We start from the raw sequence: 15,255 nt of genomic DNA, 5'->3' as shown, positions 1-15,255 counted from the left end.
AAAAATCAAGCGACTGGCCTTCCCGCAACTAGCATAACGCCCCAATGGACGCCAGAGGAGGCATTGGCCGAGATGAGGGCCTTCGGGTTCGACCCGGACAAGGACGCGCCGGCCCAAGCCTATGCCCAATTCGTTTTGTCCTATCGGCGAAGAGAGCCGGGTCGTTGACCAATTGGCCGCTCTGGCGAGGCTTGGCTCAACACAGCAGAATTGAGGCGGTGTCATCCGCTCTTCCACTATGTCATCTCGGTTACAACGGCCGCCGTAGAATGAAACTCAATTCCATGCCGCACCGGCATTGCAGCTTCCAATTTTTTTGCGACTTACACTCGGCGCAAGACGACACCGAAGCAAGGGCTCGATGCGTTCTGATTTCACTCATCTTCCGGTGATCGATGTGAGCCCCTTGCTCTCGGAGGGAACCGGGATGGCCGCCGTCGCGGCGAAGTTAGACGCCGCGTGCCGGCAGAGCGGATTCTTCTATGTCACCGGTCATGGGGTGGACACCGAACTCCAGCGTCGGCTGCATGATCTGAGTCGTGAGTTTTTTTCGCTGCCCGTCGAGGTCAAGGATCGGATCGCCATGCGATATGGCGGGCGGGCTTGGCGGGGTTATTTCCGCGTCGGAGACGAATTGACTTCCGGCAAGCCGGACCAGAAGGAAGGGCTTTATTTCGGCCAGGAATTGCCGGCCGATCATCCTCTGACGCTGGCGCACACGCCGCTGCATGGCCCCAACTTGTTTCCGGAACAGCCTGCCGGATTGCGCGAGGCCGTCCTCTCCTACATGGCCGCGCTGACCCGTCTGGGGCACCGGTTGATGGCTGGCCTCGCGCTGGGCTTGGGCCTGGATGGAAATTATTTCGCCGATCATGGCATGCGCGATCCGCTGACGCTGTTTCGGATTTTCAATTACCCGCCGCCAGCCGACCCCGGTCTGTGGGGAGTCGGTGAACACACCGATTACGGTTTGCTCACCATTCTGTTGCAAGACGACGCCGGAGGGTTGGAGGTCAAATCGGGGGCCTCATGGATCGCCGCCCCGCCATTGCCGGGATCGTTTGTCTGCAACATCGGCGACATGCTGGACCGCATGACGCGAGGCATCTATCGTTCAACGCCGCATCGTGTTCGCAACCCGGCGCCGCGAAACCGGCTGTCGTTTCCGTTCTTCTTTGATCCAAACTTCTTTAGCCCTGTCCAGACCGTCGATCTACCATCCGGGGAGATCACGCCGGATGACCACGCCTCCCGCTGGGACAAAACCAGCGTCCATGTTTTTCAAGGCACCTATGGAGATTATCTCTTGGGCAAAGTGGGCAAGGTCTTTCCCGGTCTCAAAGCAAAGGTTTTGTGATCGGGCGAATTTCGTGAAACCTATTTCGCCCCGGCTGTCGCGAGAGATCAGATGAAGATTTTATGCTTTGCCCGTTTTGCTTGTTTTTGGTTCGTCGGGCTTCTGATGCCGCCGAACACTTTTGCCGCCGAACCCGGGACGGAAGGCACACTGTTCTTGGAAGAACTGACGTGGACTGAGGTGCGTGACGCCATCAAGGCCGGGAAAGTGACCGTGATTGTGCCCACGGGCGGGATCGAGCAGAACGGGCCGCATGTCATCACCGGGAAGCATAACTATATTGTCCGGGCCACCGCGGAAGCCACCGCCCGAAAATTGGGCGACACCCTCGTCGCCCCGGTGGTTCCTTTTGTGCCGGAAGGCGCGATTGACCCGCCGGGCGGTCATATGAAATTTGCGGGCACGATCAGCGTCACCGAAGAGACCTTTGTGTGCCTGCTGACCGACATCGTCTCCAGTTTGCGGGCACACGGGTTCCGGAACATCGTGCTGATCGGGGACAGCGGCGGCAATCAGAAAGGCATGAAGAAGGTCGCGGAACAATTGAACGCAAAGTGGGCGGGGGACAAGACCCGGATCATTTTCGTTCCGGAGTATTACGACCACACGCCGGTTGAGAAATGGCTTCAGGCGGAGGGTGTCCGCGAGAAAGACCAAGGCTTGCATGATAGCTACGCCGTCTCAGCCACACTGGCCGCGATTGACCCAATGCTGATCCGCGCCAAACAACGCCAGGCCGCCGGGACATTCAAAGTCAACGCCGTGGACTTGGACCCTCTTGAAAAAACCATCGAACGCGGACGCAAAATCATCGAAATTCGGGCCGATGCCACGGCGGCGATTGTCCGCAAAGCGATCAATTCAACGACGCCGAAACCATGAGATTGCCGACGCGAGAGAGTCATTGGCATTGATGCCGACAATTAAGAAGTCACCAACAAATTGTTTCAACCTTCATGAGGATACCATGATTCGTCTGGCCGTCTTTGTCTTCTTCGCATGGGCTTGCGTTGGATTCGCCGAAGAATCCAAGGGACCGCCGGAGCATCTTTCGCCTTACGGTCTTCGCGGGCGATTGCTTGTCACCAACGGGGAATTGCCCAAGGAGTTCGAGAAGCCAAAAGAGAGCGCCGTCATTGACGCTCGCTCGGATTCGCCGCCTTCCGGCTTCCATTTTTTGGTGAAGCCGGACGACTTGCCCGCTTCTGGCAAAGTGGGCGTCCATGTCCCGGAGAAAGCGATCCTGCAAATCGACAAACGCTTTGTCTCAAATATCGGGCAAGGCGTCGTGACCCTTCGGCTGGCCAAGTCGGCCGGCCGCGAAGCCCGGACCATCGAACTCAAGGGCAAAACGACCGCCGATTACAACGAACTCCGGCGTTGCGCGGCCGAACGGGCCAACGGCAGTCCCTACCCGCCCAAGGAATTGCCGGCCCCGGTTGTTCCGAAAGGAACATTGGTGATTGTCGGCGGCGCCGGTCTCACACCTGAAATCAGCCAGCGGTTCATCAAGGCCGGCGGCGGCGAGGCCGGACATTTTTTGTCGCTGCCGATCTCGATGCCCGACCCGATTGACCTCCGGAAGCAGGAAGAGTTCCTGAGCAAGTTGGGCGCGAAGAATGTCACGGTGATTCCCTTCCGTGAACAGAAAGACCTGGAAGATCCCAAAATCATCGAAACTCTCCGGAAGGCGACGGGTGTCTGGTTCGGCGGGGGACGCCAATGGAACTTCATGGACGCTTACGAAGGGACGAAGCTGCCGGAACTATTCCGTGACGTGTTGAACCGTGGCGGTGTCATCGGCGGCAGTTCCGCCGGCGCGACGATTCAAGGGGATTACATGGTGCGGGGAGCCCCGGCCGGGCCGGGCATCATGATGTGCGAGGGGTACGAGCGGGCTTTGGGTTTCCTTCCCGGCGTGGCGATCGACCAACACTTTACCGCCCGCAAACGATTCAAAGACATGACGGCCTTGATGAACACCTACCCTCAGTTTCTGGGCATTGGCCTCGACGAATCAACAGCCATTGTCGTGCAAGGATCGGTGGCCGAAATCCTTGGCCTCGGCAAAGCGCACTTCTACGACCGAAAGAAGCCGGTCAAGGAAGGCGAGCCGGACTTCGAGGCGTTTCCGGCGGGAACCCGATACGACTTGGTCAAACGGGCCAAGATTGAGGAGAAGACTCCCTCCGGCGTGAAATAATCTTTGGGCTCTCCAACTCTTGAAGTATCGGGGCGAGCGATCGACCGGGCTTGAAAAAAAGTCTGTCAACGCCGAAGCCTCGTCAGCGAATCCCTGGCTTCCTCCGTCAGACGAGCCCCTTCCGCGCCAGCCGCCCAAGTCTTGAGAACCCGGACTGCCTCCCGAGTGGCGATTCCTTCAAGGATCTCGCAGGCCCGCGATTGGCGAAGCCTTTCCGGCGTGTGATCTTCGATTGATTTCAGCGCTTGGTCAAGTCGCGGCCGAACTTCCTCCGAAGCCTCCTTGCGAGCCGCCGCCAGTTTCGGACGAATCATGTCGGCGATGTTTGCCAGTTCCCGTTGCGAACGCTCCCGTTCTTTGAAGTCGAAAGCATCCAGCCCTTTGAGCAATTTTGCAACCGCCGCGTTGGTCGGGACGGCCGGGAGTTTCATTCGGGCGGCCAAAAACGCAACCGCCTCATTCGGGTTCATCCGCAGTTCGCGGATGGCCGCGAAGGCCGCTTTTGCGTCCGGCGAACTCAGGGCGGCCCAAATCGTGTCAACCTTGGCGGCATCCCACCGGCTGGTGTCGCCAAGCAGGTTCCACACATAAACCGGAGCCTCCGCACTGGTGGAGACGACCTTCGTTCCGTCGGTGGAGAAATTCGCCGACAAGACAACTCCGCGATGTTGAAAAACGGCCCGGTCGCCGCCCGTCGCCGTTTCCACCAAGGTCAGTGTTCCATGATCGTCGCCGATCAACATACTTCGGTGATCGGCCGCCGGAGAAATGGCGTGTGTATGCCTCTCCGCCTGTTCTCGATACATCAACCGCCGGCCGGAATGCACGTCCCAGACACTGACACTATCGCCTGATCGATTATTGAAACATCCGTGCAACACCAGATATTTCCCATCCCGGCTGAACCGGCCTCCGCCAGAATACACTCTCCAAGGAACCGGGATGAGATCCTGTTTCCGGCCGGTAATATGGTCCGTGATCGTCACGGCCGACAAATCCGGCCCCGCGCCATCCCCGCCGTCTTTGTCCGGCGTGCCCCGGAGGGACAAGGTCAGGGCACGCCCGTCCGCTGTCGGCAGGGTTCCCAACAAAAAACCTCGGTGGTCATCGGGCTGACGATACAGAATCTTGCCGGTGCCGGTATCCCAAACGCTAAACGCTACGTTCGGAACATTGACTGACACTTGCCGTCCGTCCTGGCTAATCATCAAAGGCATCGTCGGAGGGCCTTCCAGCGGGACGAGCCGAACCTTTCCCGTTCCCAACTCTGCGATTCGCAGATCGTACGTGTTACGACCCTCCTTCTTGCCAGCGCCAGCCACTACGTCAACGGCCGTTTGCCCGTCGGCGGACACGTCGGCCAGCCTCTCGCCAATGACAGGAGAGTCGTCCGAAAGCCGCCTGGCCGGACCACCGGTTGTCGGCCAGACAATCCAACCGGTCTGCGTGGTTCCAAGAACTTGCTTCCCGTCTGGCGTAAACCATGCGCGATTCACCGGGGAGGCGGGGGAGGCGGCCAATGGCAACCGTTTCCAATCTCCGACCGACCAAAACGTCAGCAACCCGTCACCGGCCAAGACAAGCGTCTTGCCATCGGGCGAAAAACCAGCCGCCCAAGCGCCCGGCAGACGGGCCACCGGCCCTTGGTCGTCTTTTTCTTTCAGATCCCAGACTTGGGTGTCCAAGTCCACAAGATACCTTCCGTCAGGGGAGAACAAGAAACGACCTCCCCGTCGGCCAACCGGGGGCTTGGCGGGCAAAACCCGCAACTGATTTTCCCCTTGGGCAGCCATCACCATGATGAAATCGCTCTTGTCAGCCTTGATGACGAGTCGTCCGTCCGAAGAAATTCCGGCGGAGTGGGAGCGTCTGGAGAACCTCATGTCCGGTTTTGGAAAGTTCTGAACCAGTTTCCCGGTGTTGGCCTCATGCAAGCACGACTTCTCGGAGCCGGCAAGAATGAAATGTTTGCCATCGGCCGTGAACGGCAAAACAGACGCCGGTTCCGTGTGGGGAAAGGACCAGATTTCTTGGCCTGCCTTCGCGTCCCATAGATAGACCTTTGCGAACCAGTCCACGGCCAGCACTTGTTCCCCGTCCGGGGTAATATCGGCGACGTTCACTTCGTTCTCGCCGGGAAGCCGCCAAATTTTCTCGGTCTTGCCGTCAGCCAGCGTGTAGATGGCCAGATCTGATTTGACGCCACGGATGCCGACAGCCAAACGTTTGCCGTCACTCAAAAACCGGATAATCTGCGCCCAGGATCGATCACGCATCGGCAGATAATGAAGCGGTTGGCCGGTGGCCGTGTCGAGAACGGTTACCCCGCCGCCATGTCCGACGGCCATCTGTTTGCCATCGGCTGAGTAAGCAATTTGGCAGGTGGGGGTGCCGGCGAAACGAAACCGGGCCGAGCCAAGACGGGCTATCACTCCGTCCGGCAACGGAATCCCTTCCGCGTCCAACCTCGGCTCTGTTCCTGCATTCGGCGCCTGAGCGACCAAATCTTTCGATTGAGCCGGGCTAACGGCGGCCCAAGCCAGCCCAGCGAGCCAAACCATGAGCAATCGGCCAAGCTCGATTTTGCCCGGAACGATTGGAAGCAGGCAACGAACACATAATTGACAGAAGTGAAAGCGGTTCATTTTAGCCCCTTTGGCCGCATATGAGCGATGCGAGAACTCCCTGACCATCAGGATTATTGATGTTTATCCGGTAATTCAGAAAGAAACGGAATACGTCATCCCGCTTGGGAAGTAACCGTTCTGCTTACAAAGTCACGTCGGCATGCTGAAACGGAATCGCTTGGAAACCGTTCGATTGCGGGCACGCGATCAATGCTTGGGCCGCGCCACAGTAATGCTTTGAGCCAATTCTCTGAAGTAATAACCCATCACCCGAATCATTATCTGAAAATCAGATGCGTTTCTACTTCGTCAAATATGACCGCCAAGCTGACAAAGTAAATCATCATCATAAACATAGTAATAATTTGCGGTTGAATCGTTTTTAATCGAGGGCATAATAACAGCGTCCAAGAGGGTGACCCGTTGGATATGGCCTTCGGTTGCCGAGTTCGTTTTGTCATCGTTTCAATTCAAAACACGGGAGATACATGCGATGTATCACGTTTACGAGCAGGCCGGCTCATACGATGCCGGTCATCTTCTGATTCTGTCGGACGACCAATGGAAGCGGCTGACCGTTCAGCAGCAGGGACACTATCGTCTTCTGGCGGGCGGTTTCCGCACCGGCTTGGAGGCCGTCGTCCGGTTGGTGAAGCTCACGGCAATCAAGAACGTAACGGGCGAACTCCGTTCGGTGGCCTGAGCAACGGAAACGATTCCCAACCAAAGGACGAAGGTGGTGAAGGATGAATCGCAAGCATTGGCTGATCATTGGCCTGACGATCACGGCGGCGGCCGTCTGGCTTCATTCGCCGGCCGCCGCTGAAGAATTCTGGCTCGACTTCTGGTGTGTGGATGAATTGGAGCAACAAATCGCCCGCTGCGAAGCGGCGAATGCGAGCATGGACCGGGAGAATCAGCAAAGTCTGGGACGAATCGCCTGTCGGGAAGCCGTGTTGAAAAATTTGATCGCCAAACGCATCTCCCTGGACGAGGCGGGGCGGGGCTTCCATGCGTTGAACATGGAATCGCCCAAGACGGCGGCTTGGCTAACGATCATGTATCCGAATGAGAGCCAGCCGGACCGCGCCAAAAAACAAGTGCTTGTTCAATTAAAGGCAAGTCGACTGCCCGGCGCTCGCGAGTGTCATGCGGCCCTCACCGAAAAGACAGAGCGGCACGCGAACAATTAATCCAAGCTCATCCGGCGAATCAACGCCGACTTCCACAGGCAACGAATTCATCCCCAAACTCATCGGAAAAATTTATGATTCGCTCAATGATTGCCGTCTTTTTCATGGTGATTCTGACCATCGGGGCTAGCGCGGCCGATCATCAGGTCGGAGGCGGCGACTCGTTCCCGAAGGAAGTAAAGGTCGGGGAAGTCATCACATTCGACCGGCCCGCCGTCGGGGGCCGAAACAAGGTTGATGTGACGGTGAACGGCCAGCCTGTCACCGGCGAACTGGAACGGAGCCAGTCAACGAATGGAAGGACCCTGATCGGCGGCGGGAAGCACAAGTTCAAAGTGAAGGCGGAAAAAGCAGGTGACATCGAAATCAACATCACCATCACGCCCGCCGGAGGACAAAGCGTCACGAAGAAGCACATCATATCCGTCAAGGATTAGTCACCTGTCGCTGGCATGCCCGGCCATGCGGAGAGAAATCGAGCCGGTCCCCTGGCATTCACTTCTTCGGCGCGGCCTCGACGAGCTACCCAAGCGGAGGCTTCGAGGTGTTGTCCGAAATGGTTGCAGTCGCGGAGCCGCTGATTTCAACAGCGGCCTTTGTCCGCTTGCTCATGTTGAGATCCTCACGGATAGCCAATCGAAACCGACTGTCTCTGATCAACTACTTGAGGATGAGTTTACAGTCCGGAAGAGCCTTCTTTAGCTCTGTCCGGCCTTTCTCTGTCACTTTGGTGTCCCGCAGGCCCAACGAGGTCAGCCCTTTGAACTGAACGAGATCCTTCACCCCCGCGTCTGACACTTTGGTGCCGCCGAGATAGAGAATTCTCAGATCCTTGAGCGACGCGAGTTCCTTCAGCCCCGCGTCCGTGACGGCGGTGTCCCGGACGCCGAGCGTGGTCAGCCCCTTGAGTGGTTTAAGTTCTTTGAGCCCCGTGTCCGTCACGCGGGTTTGCCCCACGTGCAGCGTGGTCAGGCCAGTCAACGGGGCGAGTTCCTTGAGGCCGGCGTCCGTCATCCCCGTGTTGTTCAGGACGAGTGTTTTCAACATGCCCAGTGTTTTCAAATCCTTCAGTCCGGCATCGGTCACCATCGTGCTGCTGAGGACAAGTATTTCCAGTTGCTGAAATGCGGCGAGCGCTTTGATGTCGGCGTCCTTCGCTTTCGAGCCGTCGAGATACACCTTCGCAACGGGCTTGCCGGGTCTGGCCTCGTCCCGAACGGCCCGACCGCCGAGGTTCTTGACAATGACCGCCGCCTGGTCTTCGTCCTCGCCTGCCTGGCTGGGGGAGCAAATCCCGAGAATGACGGCCAAAGCAATTGCCCAAGTTTCGTTTTTCATCAGTCGCCCTCCGGTCAGTGCGTCCCAAGAGATCATCTTTTTCCCGATGCGTTCGGGCGTTTAGTATCGTTTGAAACAGCGAATCGGAACAGCTAGATTCCAGTCGGCCGGACGGCATTGTGGCCTACTTTGTCATTCCCGAAACTTGGCGTTGTGGCAACTCACTGAGTTGACGGACGACTGGCCGACACATTGTCGGCAAACTTCCGGCAAACCGGTTGACCGGGGCTGGGCCGGATGGGATACTCCCACCCGGTGTCCGGAATCCGTGTCGGGAGGTTCTGCCATGGTGAAACACGTCGCCCGAACTGGTTCGCTGCCGGGTTGGTTGCCGCTGATTGTCGGGTTAGCCTTCGCATTGGCGTTCAGCGAGAAGATGGCTTGGGCGGCCGAGCCGTCCCGGGCGACGACAACCTTTGAGAAGCGGCCGTTTTGGTGGGGCAGCGAGGCTTTCCGGCAAGACGAAGGCTGGATCATCGACTCCGACCTTTCCGCGGACGGCAAACTCATGGCCACCGCGTCCTCGGCATTCGTTGTTTGGGAACTGCCAACAGGCAAACGCTTGCTGCGGGTTCAAGAGTCGGAAAGCGTGTCATTCAGTGGCTTGGATCGCATCAGCGTGGTGCGTCTGTCACCCGATGGCAGGCAACTCGCCACAGCGAACAAAACGCTGGGAACCGTATGCCTATGGGACATCGCCACCGGCAAACTCCAGACGACGATCGCCTGGGATCCCGACACCGAGAAAACAGCTCTGAAGAAGGCGGGCGCCCAAGGGTTCGAGCGACGAAAACACATGGCCGACCACCATCTGGCGATCGAATACCTCGACAACAAACGGCTTCGCATCCAGTCCATGTACTTCACGACCACGTGGGATACGGCCAAGTTCAATCGGCTGTCGGCGGAGTTTCATCCGCACGCGGGGTACTTCGGAATCACCAAAGACCGCGAGAGAATCCTGCGGTCGCGGCAATCCTCCGGGACCGGCGACGGCATTCAGCCGGTGCTGGAACTCTGGGACATCAAGACGGGAAAAGCCGTCCGCGAGTTCCGGCTCGACCAGGAGGAGGCCTATGGCACGGTGGCCGCCCTGTCGGACGACCAGCGGCGACTGGCCGTGACGCGGAAATCGGGGGCTGAGATCGTGCTTTGGGACTGGCAGGACAACAAAGAGATCGGCATCCTCGAATTCGTGCCGGAAAAGATGCCCGACCGCATCCGGACGATCGAATTTTCGTCCGACGGGAAGTTGCTGTATGTTGGCGCCAGCCGAGGAAACGTGCTGGTGTATGACTTGGCCACAAAGACAAAAGTTCGTTCGTGGAAGGCCGTCGCCAAATATCTGATGCGGATGCACTTATCTCCCGACGGAAACAGCCTGTACACCGTCGGCGATGATGGCTTGGTGCGCACATGGCAACTGCCGGACGGGAAAGAGGTTCCTGTCCCGGATGGATACGTTGGCCGCCCCGTGTATGCCTGGAGCCGGGCCAGGAACGCCATGGCCGTCGGCGACGGGCAAGGACGCATCGACCTCTGGGATTCGACCGGCGTCCGCGTGACGCGCACCCTCCAAGCCAAAGGAGAGCCGGTGGTCCAGTTGGTATTTTCCCGGTCTGGTCGGCGGCTGGCCGCCAGCGATGGCAAAGGCTGGATACGCTTGTGGGACATGGAAGCCGGCGACCTGCTCGCGAAATTCGGCGAGACCGAGGAATCGTCATCGTGGGCCTACAACGTGCTTCAAATCTCCGACGATGAGACAAAACTGCTGGTTCGGACTGGCTATTCGGTCAGAATGTACCGCATCCCGACGGGCAAGGAACTATGGCTGGCCCCGCCAAAGCAGATGGCGTCGTTTGCGTTCAGTCCGAACGGCAAGACCGTCTGCGCGTCGCGGTTCGACAGCAACTCGGTCGCCTTGTACGACGCGGACACATTTCGGCGGCCGACAGAACTGGAACGGCCCAAAGAATTGGAAGGGGCCGCGTATGAGACTCGTTTCACGTTCTCGCCGGACAGCCGGATGCTGGCGCTGACCACCGCGAAGGGCCGCGTCTCATTTTTCGACGGCGTGACCGGCGCCCATCTGAAAACGCAATTGACAGAAGAGGAGAATATTCTGAGTCTGCAATACTCGGACGACGGGACATTCTTAATCGCGATCAATTACTCGAAGGCGTTCCTGTTCGATGCGATCAAATTCGAGAAGGTGGCCGAGGCGCCGTTCGATGTGCCCACTATTTGGCGATATCGGTCCGCGACGCCGGGCGGCGTGGAAAAGTTACTGACTCTGTTCCGGCCGACGGTCCAGCCAAAAGTCGGTTTGGAAGCGTGCTGGAAGCTACTTGACACCGGAAGTCCGAAGGAGGCGCTCGACGCGATGTGGCAACTGAGCGACGCGACCGACGCGGGGACGTTCCTGCGGAAGAAGATCACCCCGGTGGCCGCCGCAGACGCCCAAACCATCGGACAGTGGATTCGCGACCTCGACAACCCCCGCTTCGCCGCCCGCGAGGCGGCGGCCCGAAAGCTGGCCGAAGCGGGTCAGCCGATCGGTCCGTTCCTTCGGCAAGCACTGAAAACAGGGCAACCCGCCGAAGCAGCCGAGCGGATCGAACGCCTCTTGGCTGACCTCGCCCGGCCGCTCACACCGGAAGAGATTCGCCAGCGGCGCGCCATCTTTGCCTTGGAAACCAATGGCTCCGTGGACGCCCGCCGCACCCTCGAAGCGTGGGCCGCCGGAGCGCCGGGCGGCCACCTCACGGAACAGGCGGCGCAAGCGCTGGGCCGGATGAAGCCTTATCCTCCATGATGTGTTTGACGTATTCGGGCGACATGATCACGTCAGGGATTGGAAGGGATCGAAGCTGTCCTGAAGGGATGGATGCCGAAGGCTTGCTCGCAGTGCCTCGTCCCTCAAACGGTGATGGCCCGCATGACGGCCGGTTGCTGTCGCACGATGATGATGGATGGCATACCGGTGCGCTGTGTGTGCCAAGGCACAATACTTGATTCACGGCCCCGCCGGGCGCAAACCCGTCGGGTTATTTCGTGGCCAGACAAGGGTTGGTGGAAGGGCTTACTTCTTGTCGCCTTTGCGCTCGGCCTTCACGCCCACGACCTTTTCTCCCTCGACGGTCAATGTGACCTTGTCGCCTTCCTTCCGACGCTTCAATCCGTCCACAATGGTAATCTCTTTCTCCTCGCCGTCCTTCGTCTTGAACTTGATCTTCTTGGCCGTGTCGACCTGATACGTTTTTTCTTTGTCGTCTACTTTGACCGTGATTGTCTTGTCGTCGTTCTTCACAAACACGGCCTTGATCTCCTCGGCGAAGACTGAGCCGACCGCCAACACCACGGCCACGCCAGCCGCCACAAATTTCCGAATCATCGCATGCGCTCCAGTTAGTGAACAACTTATTGAACATCCGCACGGGGCCGTCTCATTCCACCGCTCTGATTTTTTTCACATTAATCTCCCCGATCCAAGTGAAAATTAAATCACCCGGACGGCCACCAGCCTCTCCCACCGATGACCGACCCGGGCAACGCTCAACAAGGCGAGGGGAGTAATTTCTGCGGACGACCCGCCGTGATGAGTTTGATTATGCGCTCGGTTTTTCTCGAATCAACACGGATTCATCACTAAAGTCATAGTAAATGTTCACTTAGTCAGGTCTTGGATATGCTCAGCAAGCCAGTTGCTGAAAAGGCGTGACAAAGAAGCACATCATTTCCTTCAAGAAATGCGAGAGTAACACCGGTCATTTTACCGTCGCGTCTGTTTTGCTCATCGACTACCATGAGAATGATGGATCTCCGTTTTTCAGGAGAAACCCGCATGCGTCTCCTCGTCTTATTGTTGGTTCCCCTCTTCTTCCTTCCCACGAACTGCCGGGCGGCCGATGATCCACTGGTGCAAAAAGTTCGCAGGTCGATGAACAAGGCCATCGACTACCTGAAAACCCAGCAGAAGAACCAAGAGGCCAACACATGGAATTGGGAGAACGACTCCCTCACCATGTTCCTCCCCGGCGGGACCACCAACTTGGCAATCCTGGCCCTGCTAACGGCTGGCGTCTCCCAAGACGACCCCGTCATCAAGCGATGTTTGCCGTACATCCGGGGCATCGACAATCGGCACACCTATGTCGTCGGGTTGCACACGATGGTGCTGGCCGAGTTGGGCGACACCAGAGATTTGAACCGCATCCAGGCCAACGTGGACTGGCTGATTGATGCCGCCACCACGCGTGGGGGAAAGCTCGGAAATGGCGGCAAACTGGAGGGCTGGACCTATGTGATGAACTCCAGCAACCCGCCGGACAACTCCAACGTCCAATACGCCCTTCTCGGCCTGATGGCCGGAAGGGCGGCGGGGGCGAAGATCGACCCGCTGGTGTGGAAGGAAATTCATCGCTACTACGTTGAGACTCAATGCAACCAGATGTCCGGCCCCGATGGCAAGCCGATCGCCGGGTGGAACTATTTCTCCGGCGAGAAAACGGGCAAGGGAACGCTATCGATGACCGCCGCCGGGGTGTGCGGCCTGATCATCTCTTCGCTGGAAGAGAACGATAATTCCCAAGAGTTCGACGAGAGAACCGGCATCGCCAGGAAATGTGGCTTCTACCCGGATGATGACGCCGTCGCCAAGGGGTTGCGCTGGCTGTCCAAGGAGTTCCGCTTCACCAACCCGCCGCACACCTTTTACAACGTTTACGGAATGGAACGGGTTGGCCGGCTCTCGGGCCAGCGTTTCATCGGCGATCACGATTGGTATCGGGAAGGCTGTGAAATCCTGACGGGAGTCGCCGCCGACACCGTCGGGCTGGCCCAAAAACCAGGGGGCGAGTATCGCATCCCCGGCATGACCTTTGATAATCATCCGGTGAACTCCACCAGTTTCGCCCTCTTGTTCATGGCCAAGGGGCGCACGCCGATTCTGATGAGCAAGATGGCTTGGGACTCGGCCGGCGACCGGCCCGGCCAGGGAACAGGCTGGAACCGCAAACACAACGATACCCGACATATCGTTGAATATTCCTCGCGGGAACTCTTCAAGAAGATGCCGCTGGCGTGGCAGGTCTTCGACCCGCGTCTGACCGATTTGGGCAACGAGGCGAAGATCAACGAGGAGGTTTCCAACCTCTTGCAATCGCCGATCCTGTACATGAACGGCCATGAAGCCCCGAAACTCACGTCGGCCCAGAAGAAGGTGCTGAAACGCTACGTGGACGAAGGGGGCTTCATTCTCGCCGAGGCGTGTTGCGGCTCGGAGGAATTCGCGCAAGGCTTCAAGGCCCTGATGGAAGACCGCGAGATGTTCGGGCTGGAATCCCCGCTCACGCCGCTTTCGGCCAATCATCCGATTTGGTCGTCCCACGCCTTGGTTCCGGCCGAGGCGTTTCAAGGGGCGTCCATCCCCGAGGCGAAGCGAGTTCAGGCCATCGAGCGGGGGTGCAAAACGGTGGTTGTGTTCATTCCACAACCGCTGGCCGGTTATTGGGAGGACGGCCGCTATTCCCCCAAAGTCGGCGAGATCGTCGGGGACACCATGCGGGGCAAACTGGCCTACCGATTGGCCGGGAACATCGTGGCTTACGCCACCGGGCTTGAGCCCCCCAAGCCCCGACTGGACAAGCCCAAGGTGCGCGACCCGAAGGATGACCAACCGCTGGCCGGCGCCCGGTATTTGGTGGAATTGGCCCAAATCCGGCACGATGGCGGCGACTGGCAGCCCGCCAAAAACGCCCTGCGCATGCTGGCCATGAATGCCCGCGACAAATATCTGCTGGACGTGTCGCTGGCCAAGCAGGATGTGCCGATGACGCAGAAACGTCTCTGGCAATACAAGTTCGTGTACATGCACGGCAAGGCCGCGTTCACCACCGACGAGGCCGAGATTGAGAACATGAAGGCCCATCTCGAAGTCGGGGGCACCTTGCTGGCCGACGCCTGTTGCGGCGATGCCAAGTTCGACGCCGCCTTCCGGGAGTTCATGAAGAAGACCTTCCCGAACCAAAAATTGCAGGTGATCCCCGAGACGGATTTTCTGTATAGTTCCGAACTCAACGGCGATTGGATCACCAACGTCCGCTGCCGGACGGAAACGGCCGAGGGGGGCGCGGAGAAGAATTTCCGCGACACGAAGCCCCTGCTGGAAGGCATCAAGATCGACGACCGCTGGGTGGTGATCTATAGCAAGTACGACATCGGTTGCTCGCTGGAGAAGAACAAGTCCAGCGCCTGCAAGGGCTACGATCCTGACAGCGCCATGAAACTGGCCACGGCCGCCCTTCTCTATTCACTAAAGAAATGACCGTTCCGCCTGTCCCGAGAATTTCTCTTGTGCCTCTTTTGACCGAACAATGGTCACACTTTCTCAACTCCAAAGAGTGTGACCGCAAACCGCCACACTCTCCCAGTTCTCGTTCGTTTCTCCGCTTGCCCGGAATTTAGCGAAACCTCCGGGGTGCATTGGGCGGAACAGCAAACATCAAAACAAAACCTCACGTTGTGGCGCCTTGCACA

11 protein-coding genes are annotated in these 15,255 nt (G+C 58.4%); 8 read left to right on the top strand and 3 right to left on the bottom strand.

Translation table 11 applies throughout. The features are described from left to right. The first annotated feature begins 361 nt into the window (after positions 1–361). The 3 genes from BGIM_RS0101525 (at position 362) to BGIM_RS56790 (ending at position 3,560) form a co-directional block, all read left to right on the top strand. Entirely contained in the window at positions 362–1,357 is a 996-nt protein-coding gene (locus BGIM_RS0101525) for an isopenicillin N synthase family dioxygenase (RefSeq protein WP_020468040.1), read from the top strand. Between the two features lie 51 nt (positions 1,358–1,408). Beyond that, the gene (locus BGIM_RS48225; RefSeq protein ID WP_020468039.1) at positions 1,409–2,239 is read left to right on the top strand and encodes a creatininase family protein; all 831 of its coding nucleotides are present in this window, start codon (positions 1,409–1,411) and stop codon (positions 2,237–2,239) included. Between the two features lie 85 nt (positions 2,240–2,324). Continuing rightward, positions 2,325–3,560, top strand: a complete 1,236-nt coding sequence (locus BGIM_RS56790) for a cyanophycinase (RefSeq protein WP_020468038.1) — start codon at positions 2,325–2,327, stop codon at positions 3,558–3,560. A 65-nt stretch (positions 3,561–3,625) separates the two neighbouring features. Here BGIM_RS56790 and BGIM_RS0101510 read toward each other — a convergent pair whose 3' ends face one another. Beyond that, positions 3,626–6,121, bottom strand: coding sequence for a WD40 repeat domain-containing protein (locus BGIM_RS0101510; RefSeq protein WP_157368558.1), 2,496 nt, complete (start codon positions 6,119–6,121; stop codon positions 3,626–3,628). Positions 6,122–6,680: 559 nt separating this feature from the next. On the opposite strand from BGIM_RS0101510, the gene BGIM_RS0101505 reads away from it, so the two are divergent. From BGIM_RS0101505 to BGIM_RS0101495, 3 genes are all read left to right on the top strand, one after another. Continuing rightward, the gene (locus BGIM_RS0101505; RefSeq protein ID WP_020468036.1) at positions 6,681–6,890 is read left to right on the top strand and encodes a hypothetical protein; all 210 of its coding nucleotides are present in this window, start codon (positions 6,681–6,683) and stop codon (positions 6,888–6,890) included. Between the two features lie 43 nt (positions 6,891–6,933). Beyond that, complete coding sequence (locus BGIM_RS0101500; RefSeq protein ID WP_020468035.1) at positions 6,934–7,380, top strand: hypothetical protein; 447 nt, start codon at positions 6,934–6,936, stop codon at positions 7,378–7,380. 74 nt (positions 7,381–7,454) lie between these two features. Continuing rightward, positions 7,455–7,817 carry a hypothetical protein gene (locus BGIM_RS0101495; protein ID WP_020468034.1) on the top strand — a complete coding sequence of 121 codons (363 nt, stop codon included), beginning with the start codon at positions 7,455–7,457 and terminating at the stop codon, positions 7,815–7,817. A gap of 223 nt (positions 7,818–8,040) precedes the next feature. Here BGIM_RS0101495 and BGIM_RS56785 read toward each other — a convergent pair whose 3' ends face one another. Continuing rightward, the gene (locus BGIM_RS56785; protein WP_020468033.1) at positions 8,041–8,718 is read right to left on the bottom strand and encodes a leucine-rich repeat domain-containing protein; all 678 of its coding nucleotides are present in this window, start codon (positions 8,716–8,718) and stop codon (positions 8,041–8,043) included. A gap of 286 nt (positions 8,719–9,004) precedes the next feature. Between BGIM_RS56785 and BGIM_RS0101485 the strand changes: the two genes are divergently transcribed. Further along, the gene (locus BGIM_RS0101485) at positions 9,005–11,533 is read left to right on the top strand and encodes a WD40 repeat domain-containing protein (protein WP_157368557.1); all 2,529 of its coding nucleotides are present in this window, start codon (positions 9,005–9,007) and stop codon (positions 11,531–11,533) included. 267 nt (positions 11,534–11,800) lie between these two features. Here the strand turns inward: BGIM_RS0101485 and BGIM_RS0101480 are convergent, their stop codons facing one another. Beyond that, complete coding sequence (locus tag BGIM_RS0101480) at positions 11,801–12,112, bottom strand: hypothetical protein (RefSeq protein WP_020468031.1); 312 nt, start codon at positions 12,110–12,112, stop codon at positions 11,801–11,803. A gap of 450 nt (positions 12,113–12,562) precedes the next feature. Here BGIM_RS0101480 and BGIM_RS0101475 point away from each other — a divergent pair, with 450 nt between their 5' ends. Then, the gene (locus BGIM_RS0101475; protein WP_020468030.1) at positions 12,563–15,043 is read left to right on the top strand and encodes a DUF4159 domain-containing protein; all 2,481 of its coding nucleotides are present in this window, start codon (positions 12,563–12,565) and stop codon (positions 15,041–15,043) included. The last annotated feature ends 212 nt before the right edge of the window (positions 15,044–15,255 follow it).

Source organism: Zavarzinella formosa DSM 19928 (assembly GCF_000255705.1).
GTDB classification, from domain to species: domain Bacteria; phylum Planctomycetota; class Planctomycetia; order Gemmatales; family Gemmataceae; genus Zavarzinella; species Zavarzinella formosa.
This window is presented reverse-complemented; position numbering and strand designations above follow the sequence as displayed.